General features: G+C 64.8%; 20 protein-coding genes. 4 read left to right on the top strand and 16 right to left on the bottom strand.

All coding sequences use genetic code 11. The annotated features are described in order from the left end of the window. Positions 1-49: 49 nt before the first annotated feature. Positions 50-649 (bottom strand): YqgE/AlgH family protein, encoded by a 600-nt coding sequence (locus OVA12_RS18790; protein ID WP_268141424.1) that lies wholly within the window; start codon positions 647-649, stop codon positions 50-52. A 137-nt stretch (positions 650-786) separates the two neighbouring features. On the opposite strand from OVA12_RS18790, the gene OVA12_RS18785 reads away from it, so the two are divergent. Both OVA12_RS18785 and OVA12_RS18780 read left to right on the top strand, forming a co-directional pair. Then, positions 787-1,704 (top strand): protein-disulfide reductase DsbD domain-containing protein, encoded by a 918-nt coding sequence (locus tag OVA12_RS18785; protein ID WP_268140012.1) that lies wholly within the window; start codon positions 787-789, stop codon positions 1,702-1,704. Positions 1,705-1,838: 134 nt separating this feature from the next. Then, entirely contained in the window at positions 1,839-2,324 is a 486-nt protein-coding gene (locus OVA12_RS18780) for a peroxiredoxin (RefSeq protein WP_268140010.1), read from the top strand. A gap of 43 nt (positions 2,325-2,367) precedes the next feature. On the opposite strand, the gene OVA12_RS18775 is transcribed toward OVA12_RS18780, so the two are convergent. From OVA12_RS18775 to coxB, 8 genes are all read right to left on the bottom strand, one after another. Next, on the bottom strand, positions 2,368-3,171 hold the full coding sequence (locus tag OVA12_RS18775) for an SURF1 family protein (RefSeq protein WP_268140008.1): 804 nt from the start codon (positions 3,169-3,171) through the stop codon (positions 2,368-2,370). Between the two features lie 4 nt (positions 3,172-3,175). Next, complete coding sequence (locus tag OVA12_RS18770) at positions 3,176-3,559, bottom strand: DUF983 domain-containing protein (protein ID WP_268140006.1); 384 nt, start codon at positions 3,557-3,559, stop codon at positions 3,176-3,178. 88 nt (positions 3,560-3,647) lie between these two features. After that, complete coding sequence (locus OVA12_RS18765; protein WP_268140004.1) at positions 3,648-4,523, bottom strand: cytochrome c oxidase subunit 3; 876 nt, start codon at positions 4,521-4,523, stop codon at positions 3,648-3,650. A 61-nt stretch (positions 4,524-4,584) separates the two neighbouring features. Beyond that, positions 4,585-5,133, bottom strand: coding sequence for a cytochrome c oxidase assembly protein (locus OVA12_RS18760; RefSeq protein ID WP_442793923.1), 549 nt, complete (start codon positions 5,131-5,133; stop codon positions 4,585-4,587). A gap of 75 nt (positions 5,134-5,208) precedes the next feature. Next, on the bottom strand, positions 5,209-5,367 hold the full coding sequence (locus OVA12_RS18755; RefSeq protein WP_268141516.1) for a hypothetical protein: 159 nt from the start codon (positions 5,365-5,367) through the stop codon (positions 5,209-5,211). Further along, complete coding sequence (locus OVA12_RS18750) at positions 5,367-6,305, bottom strand: heme o synthase (RefSeq protein WP_442793897.1); 939 nt, start codon at positions 6,303-6,305, stop codon at positions 5,367-5,369. The genes OVA12_RS18755 and OVA12_RS18750 overlap by 1 nt, the downstream gene beginning before the upstream one ends. Before the next feature lie 145 nt (positions 6,306-6,450). Further along, positions 6,451-8,046, bottom strand: a complete 1,596-nt coding sequence (gene ctaD, locus OVA12_RS18745; protein WP_268140000.1) for a cytochrome c oxidase subunit I — start codon at positions 8,044-8,046, stop codon at positions 6,451-6,453. 107 nt (positions 8,047-8,153) lie between these two features. Beyond that, complete coding sequence (gene coxB, locus OVA12_RS18740) at positions 8,154-9,080, bottom strand: cytochrome c oxidase subunit II (protein ID WP_268139997.1); 927 nt, start codon at positions 9,078-9,080, stop codon at positions 8,154-8,156. A gap of 674 nt (positions 9,081-9,754) precedes the next feature. On the opposite strand from coxB, the gene OVA12_RS18735 reads away from it, so the two are divergent. After that, positions 9,755-10,243 carry an invasion associated locus B family protein gene (locus tag OVA12_RS18735; protein WP_268141421.1) on the top strand — a complete coding sequence of 163 codons (489 nt, stop codon included), beginning with the start codon at positions 9,755-9,757 and terminating at the stop codon, positions 10,241-10,243. Positions 10,244-10,281: 38 nt separating this feature from the next. Here the strand turns inward: OVA12_RS18735 and OVA12_RS18730 are convergent, their stop codons facing one another. The 3 genes from OVA12_RS18730 to tldD form a co-directional block, all read right to left on the bottom strand. Continuing rightward, entirely contained in the window at positions 10,282-12,075 is a 1,794-nt protein-coding gene (locus OVA12_RS18730) for a monovalent cation:proton antiporter-2 (CPA2) family protein (RefSeq protein ID WP_268139995.1), read from the bottom strand. A 69-nt stretch (positions 12,076-12,144) separates the two neighbouring features. Further along, the gene (locus OVA12_RS18725) at positions 12,145-12,780 is read right to left on the bottom strand and encodes an HAD-IA family hydrolase (protein ID WP_268139993.1); all 636 of its coding nucleotides are present in this window, start codon (positions 12,778-12,780) and stop codon (positions 12,145-12,147) included. A 2-nt stretch (positions 12,781-12,782) separates the two neighbouring features. Next, on the bottom strand, positions 12,783-14,216 hold the full coding sequence (gene tldD, locus OVA12_RS18720) for a metalloprotease TldD (protein WP_268139990.1): 1,434 nt from the start codon (positions 14,214-14,216) through the stop codon (positions 12,783-12,785). A gap of 215 nt (positions 14,217-14,431) precedes the next feature. Between tldD and OVA12_RS18715 the strand changes: the two genes are divergently transcribed. Beyond that, positions 14,432-14,656: a DUF2093 domain-containing protein gene (locus tag OVA12_RS18715; RefSeq protein ID WP_106754899.1), complete on the top strand. Its 225-nt coding sequence runs from the start codon at positions 14,432-14,434 to the stop codon at positions 14,654-14,656. A gap of 6 nt (positions 14,657-14,662) precedes the next feature. Here the strand turns inward: OVA12_RS18715 and lpxK are convergent, their stop codons facing one another. The 4 genes from lpxK to OVA12_RS18695 are packed head-to-tail and all read right to left on the bottom strand — an operon-like array spanning position 14,663 to position 17,976. Beyond that, complete coding sequence (gene lpxK, locus OVA12_RS18710) at positions 14,663-15,685, bottom strand: tetraacyldisaccharide 4'-kinase (protein WP_268139988.1); 1,023 nt, start codon at positions 15,683-15,685, stop codon at positions 14,663-14,665. Continuing rightward, positions 15,682-17,001 carry a 3-deoxy-D-manno-octulosonic acid transferase gene (locus OVA12_RS18705; protein WP_268139986.1) on the bottom strand — a complete coding sequence of 440 codons (1,320 nt, stop codon included), beginning with the start codon at positions 16,999-17,001 and terminating at the stop codon, positions 15,682-15,684. The genes lpxK and OVA12_RS18705 overlap by 4 nt, the downstream gene beginning before the upstream one ends. Then, entirely contained in the window at positions 16,994-17,692 is a 699-nt protein-coding gene (locus OVA12_RS18700; protein ID WP_268139984.1) for a lysophospholipid acyltransferase family protein, read from the bottom strand. The genes OVA12_RS18705 and OVA12_RS18700 overlap by 8 nt, the downstream gene beginning before the upstream one ends. Positions 17,693-17,736: 44 nt before the next feature. Then, positions 17,737-17,976, bottom strand: coding sequence for a DUF4170 domain-containing protein (locus OVA12_RS18695; protein ID WP_268139982.1), 240 nt, complete (start codon positions 17,974-17,976; stop codon positions 17,737-17,739). Between the last annotated feature and the right edge of the window lie 46 nt (positions 17,977-18,022).

The raw sequence follows: 18,022 nt of genomic DNA, 5'->3' as shown, positions 1-18,022 counted from the left end.
CAAGGCGGCGCAAACTGCATTTGTTGCTGAAACCGTCCGTGCCTCCCCTTCAGGCATGACCGGCGTCGGTCGACAGCATCGCCGGATCCACCCCGATGCGCCAGAGGGCACGTTCCCATTTGGCGGTCTGGTCGGGGTCAAAGATGAGATCGGCATCCGCTGGGCCGGTCAGCCAGCCATTGGCCTGGATCTCCTGCTCGAGCTGGCCTGGGGCCCATCCCGCATAGCCAAGCGCCAGCATCGCCCGCGAGGGGCCACGCCCTTCGGCAATTGCCCTGAGGATTTCGAGTGTCGCGGTCAGGCAGATGCCGTCCTGGATCGGCAGCGTCGAGCTTTCGATGCTGAAGTCGTCGGAATGCAGCACGAAGCCGCGCTCCGTCTCCACCGGACCGCCGCGATGCACATTCATCCGGCGCACCCGGTGCGGCAGGTTTATGCCATCGTGTTCGGGGATAACATTCAGCTGGGCCAGCAGATCCGGCATGAACAGATGCGGCGAGGGCTGGTTGAGCACAAGGCCCATCGCGCCTTCGGAGGAATGCGCGCAGACATAGATCACGGTATGGGCAAACCGGCCATCGACCATGTTGGGCATGGCGATGAGGAACTTGCCGTCGAGCCATTGCTCCTGCAGCCTTTGACCCATCATCTCCTCATGAGGCCAATTCATGGAATCAGAGCTTAGTCCTTCAACTCCGCTTTGTTAACGGGGTTGTTCGCAGGTGCGACATGGTTTGTGCGCCACTCACGGGTTTATGACCCCCATGTGACTGCACGGGACACGACTTGGCGCGCGAATTCGGTTATCTCATCGGCATGTTCATTCCCGGCCGCCTGCTCCCTGCTTCGTTTGGTCTGCTGTTGCTCACAGCCGTCGCGACACCCTCGCTGGCAGCCGTCAGCCCTTGGGCAAAGTTTGAAGGTGGCGCTGTCCGGGTTATATCGGCAGGTCCTCTGGCGGACGGCCGGTATGATGCAGCCATCGAATTCGCGCTGGATCCAGGTTGGCACACCTATTGGGAGAGCCCGGGCGAGGCTGGCATCCCGCCGCAAGTAGACTGGACCCAGTCCGGCAATCTTGGCTCGGCACGGCTGCAGTATCCCTATCCGCAGCGCTATGATGATGGCTTCAGCATCTCCAACATCTACCAGGATGGCATCGTCTTGCCGTTGACGGTGACGCCAGCGAAGGCGGATGAAGCCGTGCGGCTGGAACTCGATCTCGCCTTTGGCAATTGCAAGGAGGTCTGCGTTCCCGGCACCGCGCGGCTTGAGCTGACGCTTGACCCCTCCGCCCCGGACGACAAGACCAGCGCGCGGATGATCGCCCGGGCGCGGGCCGATGTGCCAATGCCGGCACAGGACGGTGACCCGGTCATTTCCAGGCTGTTCCTGCGCAATGATGGCAAGAAGGAAAAGCTTGATATCAGCCTTGCGCTGCCAGCCGACGTCACAGCGGACGATATTGAAGTCTATGCGGCCGGGCCGGAGGGTGCGTCGATCGGCGTGCCGCGCCGGACCAAGCCCGAGTGGAAACAGGCAACGGGCGACTGGGTCCTTTCCCTCGGCGGCCTGCCGAAAGACCTCGACGTCGTGCCCCTGCGGTTCGTCCTTGTTGCCGGGCGACACGCCATCGAGCAACGCTTCGAGCTGAACCGCAAGACCGGCACTGCAACCGAGATCCACCCGGCGCAGCCGCGCTAGGTCAATCCCGCCGCATCCGTAGAAAACCTGAAGCCAGGGCTCGACGGCGGTCGTTGCGCACTCTATCTCGGAGTGGGTTGCGGTGCCTTTCTGGATGCTGCAATCATTCAGCTTCCCGACGCGGAGATTTCAGGATGAGCATCACTATTGGCGACCGTCTGCCGGACGGCGTGTTCAAGGTCATTGGTTCCGATGGCCCGGTGGAAATGAAGTCTGCCGAGATTTTTGATGGCAAGACCGTGGTTCTCTTCGGCGTGCCCGGCGCCTTCACCCCGACCTGCCACATGAACCATCTGCCCGGCTTCGTCGAGCATCACGACGCGTTCAAGGCCAAGGGCGTGGACACGATTGCGGTCCTGTCGGTCAACGACATGTTCGTCATGGATGCCTGGAAGAAGTCGACCGGCGCCGGCGACAAGATCCTGTTCCTGGCCGACGGCAGCGCCAATTTCGTCAAGGCGATGGGACTGGAACTGGACGCCTCGGGCTTTGGCATGGGCATCCGCTCCGAGCGCTTTGCGCTGCTTGCCAAGGACGGCGTTGTCAGCGTCCTCAACATCGAAGACGCGCCGGGTCAGGCGACCGTTTCGGGCGCTGCAGCCCTGCTCGAGGCACTCTGATTTCGCGTCAGTTGCCTTTTGAGTTCAGGATCAGCCGGGGGCCTCAGGCCTCCGGCTTTTTGCCGGGCTCGGCAACGGGTGGCCGGCGGCGCAGCAGCGACCACGCGTAGGCGAGATAGACCCCGGCAAGGGTCGCCGCCAGGCCAAACCAGGTCAATGCGTAGCCCAAGTGGTCATTCTTGAAACGGACGACGGTTTCGCCGGCCTGAGGCAGGCCGCTCACCGGCGTCGCTTCCACATCCGCATCGATCACGAAGGGTGCAACCTCGCCCGACTGGCCGAGGACGGCAGCCATGGCGCGCGGGTCACGGGCAAACCAGATCCGCTTCTGCGGGTCGGGCACCGGCGTGGTCAGGTTCGGTTCCTCGCCGAGACGCAGCAGCCCGGTCAGGGTCACATCGCCAGCTAGGGGCGCACTCTCGGGCCGCCGCTGCGGGTCCAGATACATGTCTGGAACAAAACCGCGATTGACCATGACGATCCAACCGTCGCGCGTCTGGAACGGTGCGTGGACAAAATAGCCCGGACCACCGAAACGGCCCTTCGGCTTGGTCAGCGCGTTGTAGTAGTAGGTTTCGCCGGGCAGGAACCGGCCGGAGACCGTGACCCGCTGGTAGTCGGATGCGGGATCCTGGGCGCTGTCCCAGCTGGACGGACCGGGCGCCGGAACGGGTGCAAGCGTCATGTTCTGCTCGACCTGGCGGATCAGCGCTTCCTTCCAGGCGAGACGATCGACCTGCCAGAAGCCGAGACGCAGCAGGATGGCGAGGCCGATCAGTGCCAGGACCGTCGGCAGCGCCAGTCTGCGCCAGACTGCCGTTGCAGGGTCGGGCCGTCGATCTGCCATGTGATCAGTCATCCGTTTCCAGCCGTCCTTCGGCGGCGCGATTGCGGTACTGCAGCGCGATCATCAGCCCCTTGAGCGGGCGCAGCACTGACAGGGCCAGGATTGCCGTCAGCGGCAACCAGATCACCAGATGCAGCCAGATCGGAGGCATGAACGCCAGTTCGACCCACAACACCAGTCCGACGATGACGAAGCCGACCAGCATGATGACAAAGACGGCCGGGCCATCACCACTGTCGGCGAAGTCAAAGCTCAGCCCGCAATTGCTGCAGGCAGGCCGCGTGGCAAGAAAGCCCTTGAACAGCCGCCCCTCGCCACAACGTGGGCAATGGCCGGACAGTCCAGACCGAAATGGATCCTGCGGTGGATAGTGAGCCTGATCCTGCATGGGTTTTCCTTCCGGCAGCGCCGCAAATGGCAAGGCCCGATCCGGATGTCCGGACCGGGCCTGCCGATGTTACATGGCAATCCGGAGATCAGCCGTGAGGCACAACGCCCCAGGCACCCCAGATGTAGATGGTGGCGAACAGGAACAGCCAGACCACGTCAACGAAGTGCCAGTACCAGGCAGCAGCTTCGAAGCCGAAGTGCTTTTCCGGGGTCATCTGACCGGCCATCGCGCGGATCAGGCAGACCAGCAGGAACACGGTGCCGACAAAGACGTGGAAGCCGTGGAACCCGGTCGCCATGTAGAAGGTCGCGCCGTAGATGTTGCCCGAGAAGGCGAAAGCGGCATGGCCATATTCATAGATCTGGCAGATCGTGAAGATCACACCCAGAACGACGGTGAGGATCAGACCCCACTTCAGACCCTGGCGATCATTGTGCAGCAGAGCATGGTGTGCCCAGGTCACGGTGGTGCCAGAGGTCAGCAGGATCAGCGTGTTCAGGAGCGGCAGGTGCCAGGGGTCGAACACTTCGATGCCATGCGGAGGCCAGACGCCACCGGTGGCCTCGACGCGCTGGTACTGGATGGCTTCGCCGACAAACAGCGAGGCATCGAAGAAAGCCCAGAACCAGGCGACGAAGAACATCACTTCCGAAGCGATGAACAGGATCATGCCGTAGCGCAGGTGCAGGCTGACCACGCGGGTGTGATGGCCCTGCTGCGATTCCTTGATGGTGTCGCGCCACCAGCCGATCATCACGTAGAGCACAATGGCGAGGCCGACGAAGAAGATGCCACGGCCGGCAATGTTGGTGCCGAACAGGTCAAAATCCTTGCCAGCTGCAAAGCGCATGAACGCAATGCCGCCGATCGCCATCAGGAATGCGCCAACCGACGCCAGGAACGGCCACGGACTGGGATCAACCAGGTGGTAATCGTGGTTCTTGCTATGTGCCTCAGCCATGGGCGTGCTCCCCAAAGTTCCAATGTCATTCATCGAACGCCAGCGCCGTTGCGCCCGGCGTTCAGAGCCTGTTTGCCGCAGCGGCGTCTTCCGACTTGGCCGCGACTGGTTTGACCGGCGTTTCGGCCGGGTAGAAAGTGTAGGACAGGGTGATCTCGGTGACGTGTTTCAGTTCCGGATCCTTGTCCATGGCCGGGTCCACGAAGAACACCACCGGCATGTTCACGCTTTCGCCGGCAGCCAGGGGCTGTTCGGTGAAGCAGAAGCATTCGAGCTTGTTGAAATAGACGCCTGCCTCGAAGGGCGCGACGTTGAACACCGACGTTCCAACCGACGGGTTGCTGCCGATATTGGTCGCGACATAGGCCATCTGTCCGGTCTCGCCCATGTTCAGCGTCACAGTGCGGTGTTCCGGACGGAAATCCCAGCCGAGGCCGGGCGTGACGTTGCCGTCAAACCGCACGGTGATCTTGCGGGCGATGATTTCCTCGGACGCCTGTTCGGCGCGCTGGGTCGTTCCGCCGAAGCCGGTCACCTGGCACAGCAGGTTGTAGAGCGGCACGGCCGCGTAAGCGAGGCCGACCATGGCAAAGAAGATCCCGCCGCACATCACTGCCACACGGCGGTTGCTGCGCGAGATGTCCTTGTCCTGACGGGGGTCGTTTACACCGGTCACAGCTTGCTCCTAGAGCGGGCGGTTGAGAACGTTGGCGCCAAGGCGGACGATTGTCACCCAGTAGATGAGACCCACCATGGCCGCGAGGGCCACGGCGATCGCGATGGACCGGGCCCGCCGCAGACGCTTCTGTTCGCCAGTCAGGCGGATGCCGTCTTCGGTCATCATCAGATCATCCGGGTTACGAGGCTCTCGCCCAGCAGCAGGGCAAAGAGCAGGAACAGATACAGGATGGAGTAGCTGAAGAGGCGGACAGCCGCCTTGCGAGCCGCCTCACCGGTCCGCAGGCGGTAGACCTGCAGCGCCAGCCCGAGGAAACCTGCGCCCAGCACCGCCGAGGCAATGCCATAGGTGACGCCGGCAAAGCCCAGGAACCAGGGGCTGACGGCGATCGGCACCAGAACCAGCGAGTAGAGCAGGATCTGGGTCCGCGTTGCGTCCTCGCCGGCCACGACCGGCAGCATCGGAATGCCGGCGGCGCGATAGTCGCCGCTCTTGAACAGGGCCAGAGCCCAGAAATGCGGCGGCGTCCACATGAAGATGATCAGGAACAGGATGAAGCTTTCAAGGCTCACCCCACCCGTGACCGCGGCCCAGCCGATCATCGGCGGGAAGGCGCCAGCCGCACCACCGATGACGATGTTCTGCGGTGTCGAGCGCTTCAGCCACATCGTGTAGACGACGGCATAGAAGAAGATCGTGAAGGCAAGGAACGCGCCGGCGAACCAGTTGACCAGCAGGCCGAGCAGCACGACCGAGCCGACGGACAGCGTCATGCCGAAGGCAAGCGCTTCGCTCGGCGTGATCTTGCCGGCCGGAATCGGGCGCTTGGCGGTGCGCGACATCACGCGGTCGATGTCGGCATCGTACCACATGTTCAGCGCCCCGGACGCACCGGCGCCAATGGCGATGCACAGCAGCGCGACAGCGGCCAGAACCGGATGGATCGAGCCCGGCGCCAGCATCATGCCGACAAACGCGGTGAAGATGACGAGCGACATCACACGCGGCTTCAGCAGCGCGATGTAGTCGCCAACCGAGCCCATGCCACCATCCCAGGTGACCGGATCGGTCGTCATCAAATCGGGGCGCTCGGCGAGCGACATCAGCCAACCCTTTGAATTCGTGTCCCGGCTCAGTCCGGGGATCTCTGGTGGGGGGTCTGCCTTGGCCCTTGCGGGTGGCGACCTCCTGTTGAAGGGTCACCGCGCGGAGGGCGCGGTGACCAGTCTTTGTCGTTCGAAGCGGCGCTTACTTGATGCGCGGCAGGGTTTCGAACTGGTGGAACGGCGGCGGCGAGGTCAGCGTCCACTCCAGAGTGGTCGCACCGGCGCCCCAGGGGTTGTTGCCGGCAACGCGCTTCTTGGCGAAGGCTTCGACGATGCCGAACAGGAACACCAGAACCGCGAAGGCCGAGATGTAGGAACCGATCGACGAGACGAAGTTCCAGCCAGCCAGCGCATCCGGGTAGTCGGCATAGCGGCGCGGCATTCCGTTGAGGCCAAGGAAATGCTGCGGGAAGAACACCAGGTTCACGCCGATGAAGGTGATCCAGAAGTGCAGCTTGCCGATGGTCTCGTTGTACATGTAGCCGAACATCTTCGGGAACCAGTAGTACCAGCCCGCAAAGATGCCGAACACGGCGCCGAGCGACAGCACATAGTGGAAGTGAGCCACCACGTAGTAGGTGTCATGCAGCGCACGGTCGAGGCCGGCGTTGGCGAGCTGAACGCCCGTGACGCCACCAACCGTGAACAGGAAGATGAAGCCGATCGCCCAGACCATCGGCGTGCGGAACTCGATCGAGCCGCCCCACATCGTGGCAATCCAGGAGAAGATCTTCACACCCGTCGGAACGGCGATCACCATCGTCGCGGCGACGAAGTAGGCCTGCGTCTCGACCGACATGCCGACCGTGTACATGTGGTGTGCCCACACGATGAAGCCGACGACGCCGATGGCGACCATGGCATAGGCCATGCCGAGGTAGCCGAAGATCGGCTTGCGCGAGAAGGTGGAAATGATGTGGCTGATGATGCCGAAGGCCGGCAGGATCAGGATGTACACTTCCGGGTGACCGAAGAACCAGAACAGGTGCTGGTACAGGATCGGGTCGCCGCCACCAGCCGGGTTGAAGAAGGTGGTGTCGAAGTTGCGGTCCGTCAGCAGCATGGTGATGGCGCCAGCCAGAACCGGCAGCGACAGCAGCAGCAGGAACGCGGTGATCAGCACCGACCAGGCAAACAGCGGCATCTTGTGCATGGTCATGCCAGGCGCGCGCATGTTGAAGATGGTGGTGATGAAGTTGATCGCACCGAGGATCGAGGACGCGCCCGAGACGTGCAGCGCCAGGATCGCGAGGTCAACGGCCGGGCCAGGCTGGCCGGAGGTCGACAGCGGCGGGTAGATGGTCCAGCCACCGCCCACGCCGGTTGCGCCCGACGGGCCTTCGACGAACAGCGACAGCAGCAGCAGCGCGAAGGACGGCGGCAGCAGCCAGAAGGAGATGTTGTTCATGCGCGGGAACGCCATGTCCGGCGCACCGATCATGATCGGAACGAAGTAGTTGGCGAAGCCACCAATCAGGGCCGGCATCACCATGAAGAAGATCATGATGAGGCCGTGGGCCGTCGTGAACACGTTGAAATAGTGCGGATCGGCGAAGAACTGCATGCCAGGCTCTTGCAGTTCCATGCGGATGCCGACGCTGAGCGCGCCGCCGATGATCCCGGCGATGATCGCGAAGATCAGGTAGAGAATACCAATGTCCTTGTGGTTGGTCGAATAGACCCACCGGCGCCATCCGGTCGGATGGTCATGCGCGGCATGTGCAGCGGTCGCAGCCATGGTCGTGCTCCCTCGTGTAATTTCGAACCAGCGGGCGCCTTTGCGGCGCACATCGCTACCAAACTGGAACCGCACGGCCGTGGCCGGCCGTGCGAAACGTCAGTCGCTCAGCGAGCGATCACCTGAGCCGGAGCGGTCGCGTCCGCAACCTTGCCGGCGGCGGCCAGAGCAGCCATCAGCTGCTTGTTGGCGCCGTCGAGATCGGTCTTGGCTGCGGCAGCCCAGACATCGAACTGCTCCTGGGTGACAACGCGGATCGTGATCGGCATGAACGCATGGTCCTTGCCGCACAGCTCCGAGCACTGGCCGTAGTAGACGCCGGTCTTTTCGGCCTTGAACCAGGTCTCGTTCAGACGGCCCGGGACGGCGTCGATCTTGACGCCGAAGGACGGCATGGCGAAGGCGTGAAGCACGTCGGCGGCAGTGACCTGCACGCGGACGGTCTTGCCGACCGGAACCACGACGTCATAGTCGGTCGCCAGCAGACGGGGCACGTCGGCCACAGGCACGCCACGTGCCGCAGCAACAGCTGCACGCTCTTCTTCCTTGACCATGATGCTGTCAAAGCCGATGCCGGCGAGGGCTTCGTCCGTGTACTCGTAACCCCAGTACCACTGGTAACCGGTGGCCTTAATGGTCATGTCATAGGCCGGGATCTCGAGCTGCTTGTAGAGCAGCCGGAAGGACGGCACCGCGATGACCACCAGGATCAGGATCGGAACCACAGTCCAGACAACCTCGATCGCCGTGTTGTGCGACGTGCGCGACGGGTTCGGGTTGGCCCGCGCGTTGAAGCGCACCATCACGATGATCAGCAGCGCCAGCACGAACAGCGTGATGACGGTGATGATGCCGAGCGTCATGTTGTTGAACCAGTGGATGTCATCCATCACACTGGAGGCCGAGGCCTGGAACCCCAGCTGCCAAGGCGACATGCCGCCTGCCGCATCCTGGGCCATCACCGATCCGGCCGTTGCGGCCAGACCTGCGGCGCCTGCGGCTGCCGCCATGAGACGCTTGAAGATTGCCTTCACGTCCACGCTCCCTTCCCTGTCCGCCAACGGCGGCTCTCTCTCACTTCGTCCACGCGCCGGAGCCAGTTGCCTGTCCGCCGACGCGAAACCCCGGTCCGGACAAACGCCGGCCCCTGCTCGTACCGGCGACCGGATCGCCGGAAAAACCACAATGGGACGCATTCGACGGCTTTCAAACCCGGAGGGCACCTTGCGATGCGCAGCGGGGAAAGCCAGTCTTTCGCGTCCTGTTTTGTGCATCTTACGCACAAACCCGAATATATCGCGACGCGCCAGCAGAAACAGCGACGTTCTGCCGCAGGCTGTCACAGACCCCTCGGACAGGGCACAGAAACCACAAGAATCCTTGTCCTGCAACGGGTTTGTGGCCGCCGGAACAGCTCGTCCCCCGACCTTCAATTGATCCTCGTCAATTTTGCTGTTTGATCCGCATCAAAGCCCGGCGCTGCAATCCGGCCCTTGGAACCGGGGCAGCAGGCCTCTTTTGCGCAATGGCCTTAATCCTGCCGGGAAAGACAGGGAGAAGGCGGATTGCGCACTGGAATGAGGCAGCAGGCTGCGGCTATTCTGCGTGCCAGTTTCAGTCCTGATTCGAGTGTGGGCCGTAGCCCGCCCCTTTGTCCGGAGGACATTCCTTGCCTAACTCTTTTGCCCGCCCCCTCTCCGTGGTCCGGATGCTGGCCGGCCTTGCGTTTGGCGCCGTCGTCCTGTCATCCGGCGGGACCGCCCTTGCGCAGGGCGAGGTGAAGGCCGTGCATGGTGACTGGCAGATGCGCTGCGACACGCCTCCGGGTGCCGCCAGCGAACAGTGTGCCCTGATCCAGAACGTGACAGCCGAAGACCGCGAGAACGTCGGCCTGTCGGTGATCGTGCTGAAGACCGCCGACAAGCAGGCGAAGATCCTGCGCGTGCTGGCTCCGCTCGGCGTGCTGCTGCCGTCCGGCCTTGGCCTGCGCGTCGATGACGCCGACATCGGCCGCGCCGGCTTCGTCCGCTGCCTGCCCAACGGCTGCATCGCCGAGGTCATCCTGCAGGATGATCTGGTCGGCAAGCTCAAGGGCGGCAAGCAGGCGACCTTCATCATCTTCCAGACGCCGGAAGAAGGCATCGGTATCCCGATCTCGCTGAACGGCTTCTCGGCCGGCTTCGACGCCCTGCCGTAAGGCTCAACCTCAAGCCCCGCTCCGGCGGGGCTTTTGTTTCAGGGGTCCTGATCCGAACCGGTACCAGCGTGTCTTGCCGGGCCGCGAGGCGTCACCGCATGCAGGCGGTCATTGCCCGCCGCCTCGCCCTGCTCCAGCTGCAGCAGCATCCGTTCCTCATCGCGCCGCCGCACGTCTTCCTCGATCTGCGCCACGCGTTCGGGCGACAGGCCAAGGCCGATGAGCGCCGCCCGGCCGAACGCCAGACCCGATTCGAAGGTTTCGCGAATCTGGAAATCCACCCCCAGCCGCGTGAGCGAGAGGGCATGGCTGCGGTTGGTTGCCCGGCAGTACAGCCGCGCCTGAGGGCTGAGGCTGCGAACGGCGGTGATCGCCTTTGCCATGACGGCCTCGTTTTCGACGCAGAGCGCCACGAGTGCCGCCTCCCGCGCACCAGCTGCAGCCAGCACATCGGCGCGCGTGGCATCGCCGTAATAGACCCGGTAGCCGAGCTGGCGGGCATAGGCGAGCCGGTCAGGATGGTTGTCGATCGCGGTGACCGGCAGGCCTTCCGACGTCAGCACCTGGGCCACCGTGCGGCCAAAGCGGCCAAAGCCGACGATCAGCACCGTCGGAGTTGCCGCGTCAAAGCTCTCGACGGCTGAATGGGCTCCGCCACTTGCCTTCAGCCTGGCCGCCAGCCAGTCGAGCCCGAGACAGGCGACCGGTGTCAGAACCATGGAGACGATGACCGTCGCGGTCAGGAGATTGGCCGTTTCGCCCGGCAGGATCCCTTGCGCGGTCGCAGCCGAGAAAACGACAAAGGCAAACTCCCCGCCCTGGGGCAGCGTCACCGCGATGCGCAGCGCATCGGCGTTGGGCGAGCCGAACAGCCGGGCAAGGCCCCACAGCACCAGCCCCTTGACCAGCATCAGGGCGGGCACGGCAACCGCCACCACATACCACTGCCGCCCGATGAGCCCCAGATCCAGCGACATGCCGACGGCGACGAAGAACAGGCCCATCAAAAGGGAACGAAACGGCTCAATGTCCGCTTCCAGCGCATGGCGAAAGCTCGATTCGGCCAGGAGAACGCCGGCCAGGAACGCACCCAGCGCCATCGACAGGCCAACCATATGCATCACCCCGGCACTGCCGAGGGCCACCAGCAAGGCGGCTGCCAGCATCACCTCGCGGGCGCGGGTGCGGGCGAGAAACAGGAAAATGGGCGAGATCAGAAACCGCCCGGTGACGATGACGGCAACCACCGCCAGCACCGTGAAGCCGATTTCGCCCAGCACCGACCCTCCGCCCGGGCCTTGCGTGACCGGCGAGAGAATGGACACCAGCGCCAGCAGCGGCACGATGGCGATGTCCTGGAACAGCAGGATGGCAAAGCCGCGCTGGCCATAGGGCGTTGCCAGCTTGCCGCGCTCCTGCAGGATCTGCAGGGCAAAGGCCGTCGACGACAGGGCCAGCCCCAGCCCCGCGACAAGCGCGACGGGCAGGGCAAGCCCGGCAAGGCCCACTAGCGAAAACAGCAAGGCGCCGGTCACGAGCACCTGGGCCGCGCCGAGCCCGATGATGTCGCGCCGCATGCGCCACAGCCGCGCCGCATCCAGTTCGAGACCGATGACAAACAGCAGCAGCACGACACCGAGCTCAGCAACGGGCAGGATATGATCCGCCGAGCCGAAGGCATTCAGCGCATAAGGACCAATCGCCAGCCCCGCGCCAATGTAGCCAACCACAGAGCCTAATCCCAGCCGGCGCGCCAGCGGAACCGCGATCACCGTCGCGCCCAGAAAGATCAGGGCTTCGGCGAAGAGGGGTGGGACGGCGTCAGCGGCCATCAAGGTTCCCGTTCAGTTGCCTTTTTCGGACAGGGCCCGCCACATTGGCGGAGAAACTCAACGCCCTGCTCACACCTCGAAATCCAGCGCACGCATGGCCTTTCGCAGGCCGTCCGGGGTCTCGTAGAGATGGGCGATGAGGCCTGCGGCCTCGGCGCCCTCGATGTTCTCCGGCCGGTCATCGACGAAGAAGGTCTGGCGCGGATCGTGGCCGTAGCGCTCGCACAGGCGCAAGAAGACGGCCGGATCGGGCTTGCGGGCGCCGAACTCCGCCGAGACGTGCGCTTTCTCGCCGAAGATATCGAGCATCTCCGGGGCGCAGACCGGCAGCGCCTGTTTCAGCATCATGCCGTTGTTGGTCAGGAGCGCCGCATCGGCCTGTTCCGCCGCCGCATTGGCCAGCACCAGGGCAGCCGGTCTTGGCCGCATCATGGCGGCGCGGATCGACATCCAGGTCGGGGCATCGATGGGATAGCCGAGCCGTTCGGCAAAGCCGGCGAGATAGGCCTCCGGCGTTGCCGGGTCCCCGGCTTCGGCTGCGGTTTCCCAGCCCGAGTGCCAGATGGCGTGTTCGAACGTCTGCCGCCCCCGGCCCGTCAGCCGCTCCAGCGCGGCGATGCGGAGCTCGTGGTCAAAGTCGTAGAGCACATCGTCCATGTCGAAGACGACGAAGGTGACGGCCTTGGCATCGCGGATCAGGGGCATGGTCAGACCGCCGTCCCGCCAACCGTCAGGGCGTTGATGCGCATCGACGGCTGGCCGACGCCGACCGGAACGCCCTGCCCCTGCTTGCCGCAGGTGCCGAGACCTGGGTCGAGCTTCATGTCATTGCCGATCATGCTGACGCGGGTCAGGGCGTCCGGCCCGTTGCCGATCAGCATCGCGCCCTTCACCGGCGCGCCGATCTTGCCGTCCTCGATGCGGTAGGCCTCGGTGCAGGAGAACACGAACTTGCCGGAGGTGATGTCGACCTGCCCGCCGCCGAAGGAGACGGCGAAGATGCCGTTCTTGACCGAGGCGAGGATTTCCGCAGGGTCCTTGTCACCGCCCAGCATCACCGTGTTGGTCATGCGCGGCATGGGAATATGGGCATAGGACTGGCGGCGGCCGTTGCCGGTGGGCGCCATGCCCATCAGCCGGGCGTTCTGCCGGTCCTGCATGTAGCCGACCAGAATGCCGTCCTCGATGAGCGTGGTGCGGTTGGTCGGCGTGCCTTCATCGTCGACCGTCAGCGAACCGCGCCGGTCGGCGATGGTGCCGTCATCCACGATGGTGACGCCGGGAGCGGCGACGCGCTGGCCCATCAGCCCCGCGAAGGCCGAGGTCTTCTTGCGGTTAAAATCACCCTCAAGGCCATGGCCGACAGCCTCATGCAGCAGGATGCCGGGCCAGCCCGGTCCCATCACCACATCAAAGGTGCCCGCCGGTGCAGGAACCGCCTCGAGATTCACCAGGGCCTGACGCAGCGCTTCGTCCACGCCGGCCTGCCAGGTTTCCGGGGTGATGAAGCGGGCAAAGCCCTCGCGGCCGCCGCAGCCATAAGAGCCGGCTTCCATCCGGTCGCCGGAGGCAGCGACAACGGAAATGGACAGCCGAACCATCGGGCGGATGTCGCGCACCCGGTGGCCATCGGCGCGCAGGATGTCGACCACCTGCCAGGAGCCGGCGACCGACGCCGTGACCTGCCGCACGCGCGGGTCACGCGCGCGGGCATAGGCGTCGATCTCCTGCAGCAGCTTCACCTTGTCCTCGAAGCTCGGGCTGGCCAGCGGGTTGAGATCGGCATAGAGGCGCGTGTTGGTGCGCGCAGGGGCCGCAGCATAGCTGCCGGCATGGCCGGACTTCACGGCTGCCACCGCATCTGCCGCCCGCTTCAGGGCAGCCTCGGAAATATCGCCCGAATGGGCGTATCCGGCTGCCTCGCCCACAACCGCCCGCAGGCCAAAGCCCTGCGCCGTGTCATAGCTGGCGGACTTCAGACGGCCGTTGTCGAACACCAGCCCTTCCGATTGGCGGTACTCGACGAAAAGTTCCCCGTCATCGGCGCCGGACAGGGCCTCGGCGGTGATGCGGCGGGCGGTTTCAAGGCCAAGGCCTGAGGCGTCCAGGAGGTCTGGAACAGAGGACGGGATCTCGCTCATCGGTGGCCTTTCGAGAGGGCGGTCAAACAGATTGGCGCGGCGACTCCCGCGCATCATGTCCCTAACATAACCACTTCGCCGATGATTTCATCCCCGGCAGGACACTCGATCCGGATTGCGTTCTTCCTGTCCCTGGCAAGGCCAACCGATTGACCGCAGGCCCCGCCTCGCCCATAACCGGCGAACCACACGCTGTCAGACTGCGAGAGACGCCGATGAACCGCTATGAAACGCCGCGCGTGCCGGGCGAGGCCCGCATCCGTTACCTTGACGGCGACTACCAGGTCGAAGCGCCGGGAACCTTCGTGCGCTGCGCCGTGACCGGTCAGGCGATCCCGCTGGATGAACTGAAATACTGGAGCGTTGAACGCCAGGAAGCCTATGTCGACGCGGAAGCGGCCTACAACCGCTTCATGCAGTTCGAAGGCAAGGCCGGCTGATCCGTCTCAGGCCCGGAATGCCCGCCGGCGCAAGGCGTCGGTGATGAGGGTCATGAGCCGGTCTTCCGGCTCGATCTCCATGGACACATCCAGAACGTCGCTTTCCCGCGCGAGCCAGCGGAAGATCTCGCCTTCACTGGCGGCTATCCGCGCCATGTCCTTGGCGGTGGTTACAAGCTGCAGGCCTTGGGACTGGGCCCGGGTAAGCAGGGCCTCGGCATCCGCCTGCGAAAACGCATGATGATCAGCAAAGGACGCCGTTTCGGCCAGGATCGCGCCGCAGCCGGCAAGGCTGGCAAAAAACTTCTCCGGACGCCCGATGCCGGCATAGGCCAGGACGCGCAGGCCGTCTAAGCGGCCCCCTGATTGCGGCACGATCCGCGCCTGAAGCAGCGGCAATGCCCGCCGTGCGGCCTGATGGATGACCGCATCAGCCCTTGTTCCCTCGCCCACGACAACCAGCGCATCGGCGCGGCGGATCTGCACGGACAGAGGCGCACGCAGCGGCCCCGCTGGCAGGACCATGCCGTTGCCGACACCGACGGCCGCATCAACCAGCACCAGGGAAAGGTCCTTGGCGAGCGCCGGGTTCTGGAAGCCGTCGTCCATCAGGATGAGATCCGCGTCCAGCGTCTCGGCGAGCCTTGCTCCCGACGGGCGATCGGCGGCGATGATCGTCGGGGCAGCGGCAGCCAGAAGGAATGCCTCGTCGCCGATTTGGCTGCTGGTGTGAACCGCAGGATCGACCAGCAAGGGCCCCCGTTCGCTGCCGCCATACCCGCGCAGCAGGAACACCGGTCGATGGCCGGCGGCCTGCAACAGGCTGCAAAGCCTGAGGGCAAAGGGGGTCTTGCCGGTTCCCCCGACGGTGAAGTTTCCGATGCAGATGACCGGCAACCGGCTCTGGCTGGAGGGGGCGGAGAGCATGCGCCGGCCGGCGACAAGGCCATAGACTGCGGCAAGGGGGCCGAGCAGAAGCGCCTTCGGACCAAGGCCCGGCTGCCACCAGAACGATGGCGCGGTCTTCATCGCGTGTCTCCCGGCTCCGTCATCGCCGGTTTAGGGTAAAGGAACGGGGCAAGCTCGTCCAATGCACGCTGCAGCGCCCCGGCGCCCTCACCGGCCACCGCAAGGGCCCGCGCAGCCATGGCGGAGGCGGCAGCCGGGTCCGCCAGCAGGCCATCGATTGCCGCCGCCAAGCCTTCGGGTTCGGCCACACGCAGGGAGGCCTTGCCTTCCCAGAGATCGCGGTAGAGGGCCCGGGCGTTGGCAACATGCGGGCCTGTCACAAGCGGCACGGCCAGCTGGGCCGGCTCGACCGGGTTGTGCCCGCCGACGCGGGCAAAGGACCCGCCCAGGAACACCACCCGCGACAGGCGCAGGGCGAGGCCCATCTCGCCCAGCGTGTCCACCAGATAGACCGTATCCTCCGGCTTCGGCAGCTCGCCGGCCGACCGGCGGGCAAAACCAAGGTTGCGGGCGGTCAACTGGAGCGCAACTTCCTGCCCGCGCGCCGGATGGCGTGGCATCAGCAGCAGCAGGAGATCGGGGTGGCGGCGCAGAAGCTCAGCCTGCGCGTCCAGCGCGATTTCTTCCTCGCCGGGATGGGTAGAGGCCGCCAGCCAGACCGGACGGTCCGACAGGCTGGCTGCAAGCTCGGCCAGAGCATCCGGATCGGCAGCAGGCGGTTCGGCGTCGTATTTCAGGTTGCCCGGCGAGCGGACATTGGCAATGCCCAGCGCCCGGTAGCGGGCGGCATCGCCATTGCTCTGCGCCAGACACAGGTCAACACAGGAAAACAGGGCCCGGGCGATCCGTCCAGCCCGGTGCCAGCCGGCAAAGGAGCGGGACGACATGCGGCCATTGACGATCACCAGTGGCACACCGCGCAGAGCCAGCAGGGAGAACGTCGACGGCCACAGCTCGGACTCGACCACCAGCGCAAGGTCTGGCCGCCAGTGATCCAGAAACCGGTTGACCAGCTGCGGTGCATCATAGGGGGCAAACTGGTGCAGGGCGCCGGCCGGCAGACGCTGCGCGGCCACTTCCGCCGATGTGCGCGTGACCGTGGTCAGCAGCACCGCGTGCCCGTCACCCGTCAGGCGTTCAATCAAGGGCAGGATGGAATTGGTCTCGCCGACGCTGGCCGCGTGGACCCAGACAAGCCGGCCCGCCGGACGCGGAAGGCTTGCCTGTCCGAAGCGTTCGTCGCCGCGTTGAGGATCATCCTTGCCGGACTTCAGCCGCGAGGCATGCACGAGTTTCAGGCCGGGCATGGCCAGACTGGCAAGCGCGCGCCAGACGCGCAAGGTCAGGGAGCGGGCGACCTTGTCCCGATCAGCCATCGCTGCGCCCGACCAGCTCGTAAGCCCGGCGGGTGACCGCATTCAATCCGGCCTCGACCGCGAGACGCACCTGTTCCATTTCCTCGTCGCTGGCCTCGGCGCTGACGTGGATGAAATCGCCAATCGCAATGGCAGCCTGGCCAAACGGCAGGTTGATGCTGGCCTTGTCCCAGGAATTCAGTTCGATGGAGCGGCTGGTGGCGATGGCGAAAGGCACGATCGGCCTGCCCGAGTGGCGCGCCAGCTGGACGATGCCAGGGCCGGACACGCGGGCGGGGCCTTTCGGCACATCTGCGGTCAGCGCCATGCTGCTGCCTTCGCGCAGGACACGCATGGCTTCGATGAAGCCGCGCAGGCCGCCGCGCTTGGTGATCTGGTGCGCTTTCTGGCTGCCGGAGGCGCGAATGAGCTGCAGCCCCAGCTTCTCGGCGGCGATGGCGTTGATCTCGCCATCGGCCGAGCGGGAAATCATCACATGCACCGACCATCCGTCCGGACGGGTGAAGGGCATCATGAAATGCTGGCCATGCCACATGGCCACGATCACCGGCAGTTCCGGCTTCAGCCGTTCATAGGCATCGGGCGGATCGATGACCATGCTGTTGGTGCGCCGGACAAAGCGAAGCCAGGCCGCCATCGTGGTGCCGACAGCCTTGAGCAACAGGGGATGCCGGCCAATTTTCTTCAGCATGGAGTTCCTTCCGCCCTCGCGCAGGCAACCGGAGCCGACCCGGTTCAGGCCTGGGTGTGCGGGTCCAGCAGGCGGTGCATGTGCACGATGAAGTAGCGCATATGCGCATTGTCCACCGTTGCCTGGGCCTTGGACTTCCACGCCACATAGGCGGTGGCATAGTTCGGGAAGATGCCGACGATGTCGAGCTTGTCGAGATCGCGGAACGTGAGGCCAGCGGGGTTTTCCAGCTCGCCGCCAAACACGAGATGCAGAAGCTGCTTCGGCTCGGTTTCGGTGCTCATCGTCGGTTCTTGCTCCTCAGGGGCCGTCTGGCCGGTCAGGTGAATT

It is taken from the genome of Pannonibacter sp. SL95 (genome assembly GCF_026672425.1).
Taxonomy (GTDB): domain Bacteria; phylum Pseudomonadota; class Alphaproteobacteria; order Rhizobiales; family Stappiaceae; genus Pannonibacter.
This window is presented reverse-complemented; position numbering and strand designations above follow the sequence as displayed.

Bases quoted from the DNA above. Each gene is read 5' to 3' on its own strand.
- OVA12_RS18790 (WP_268141424.1), bottom strand. From the start codon at position 649: ATGATGGGTCAAAGGCTGCAGGAGCAATGGCTCGACGGCAAGTTCCTC.
- OVA12_RS18780 (WP_268140010.1), top strand. From the start codon at position 1,839: ATGAGCATCACTATTGGCGACCGTCTGCCGGACGGCGTGTTCAAGGTC.
- OVA12_RS18775 (WP_268140008.1), bottom strand. From the start codon at position 3,171: ATGGCAGATCGACGGCCCGACCCTGCAACGGCAGTCTGGCGCAGACTG.
- OVA12_RS18770 (WP_268140006.1), bottom strand. From the start codon at position 3,559: ATGCAGGATCAGGCTCACTATCCACCGCAGGATCCATTTCGGTCTGGA.
- OVA12_RS18765 (WP_268140004.1), bottom strand. From the start codon at position 4,523: ATGGCTGAGGCACATAGCAAGAACCACGATTACCACCTGGTTGATCCC.
- OVA12_RS18760 (WP_442793923.1), bottom strand. From the start codon at position 5,133: ATGTGCGGCGGGATCTTCTTTGCCATGGTCGGCCTCGCTTACGCGGCC.
- OVA12_RS18755 (WP_268141516.1), bottom strand. From the start codon at position 5,367: ATGATGACCGAAGACGGCATCCGCCTGACTGGCGAACAGAAGCGTCTG.
- OVA12_RS18750 (WP_442793897.1), bottom strand. From the start codon at position 6,305: ATGTCGCTCGCCGAGCGCCCCGATTTGATGACGACCGATCCGGTCACC.
- ctaD (WP_268140000.1), bottom strand. From the start codon at position 8,046: ATGGCTGCGACCGCTGCACATGCCGCGCATGACCATCCGACCGGATGG.
- OVA12_RS18735 (WP_268141421.1), top strand. From the start codon at position 9,755: ATGCTGGCCGGCCTTGCGTTTGGCGCCGTCGTCCTGTCATCCGGCGGG.
- OVA12_RS18730 (WP_268139995.1), bottom strand. From the start codon at position 12,075: ATGGCCGCTGACGCCGTCCCACCCCTCTTCGCCGAAGCCCTGATCTTT.
- OVA12_RS18725 (WP_268139993.1), bottom strand. From the start codon at position 12,780: ATGCCCCTGATCCGCGATGCCAAGGCCGTCACCTTCGTCGTCTTCGAC.
- tldD (WP_268139990.1), bottom strand. From the start codon at position 14,216: ATGAGCGAGATCCCGTCCTCTGTTCCAGACCTCCTGGACGCCTCAGGC.
- OVA12_RS18715 (WP_106754899.1), top strand. From the start codon at position 14,432: ATGAACCGCTATGAAACGCCGCGCGTGCCGGGCGAGGCCCGCATCCGT.
- lpxK (WP_268139988.1), bottom strand. From the start codon at position 15,685: ATGAAGACCGCGCCATCGTTCTGGTGGCAGCCGGGCCTTGGTCCGAAG.
- OVA12_RS18705 (WP_268139986.1), bottom strand. From the start codon at position 17,001: ATGGCTGATCGGGACAAGGTCGCCCGCTCCCTGACCTTGCGCGTCTGG.
- OVA12_RS18700 (WP_268139984.1), bottom strand. From the start codon at position 17,692: ATGCTGAAGAAAATTGGCCGGCATCCCCTGTTGCTCAAGGCTGTCGGC.
- OVA12_RS18695 (WP_268139982.1), bottom strand. From the start codon at position 17,976: ATGAGCACCGAAACCGAGCCGAAGCAGCTTCTGCATCTCGTGTTTGGC.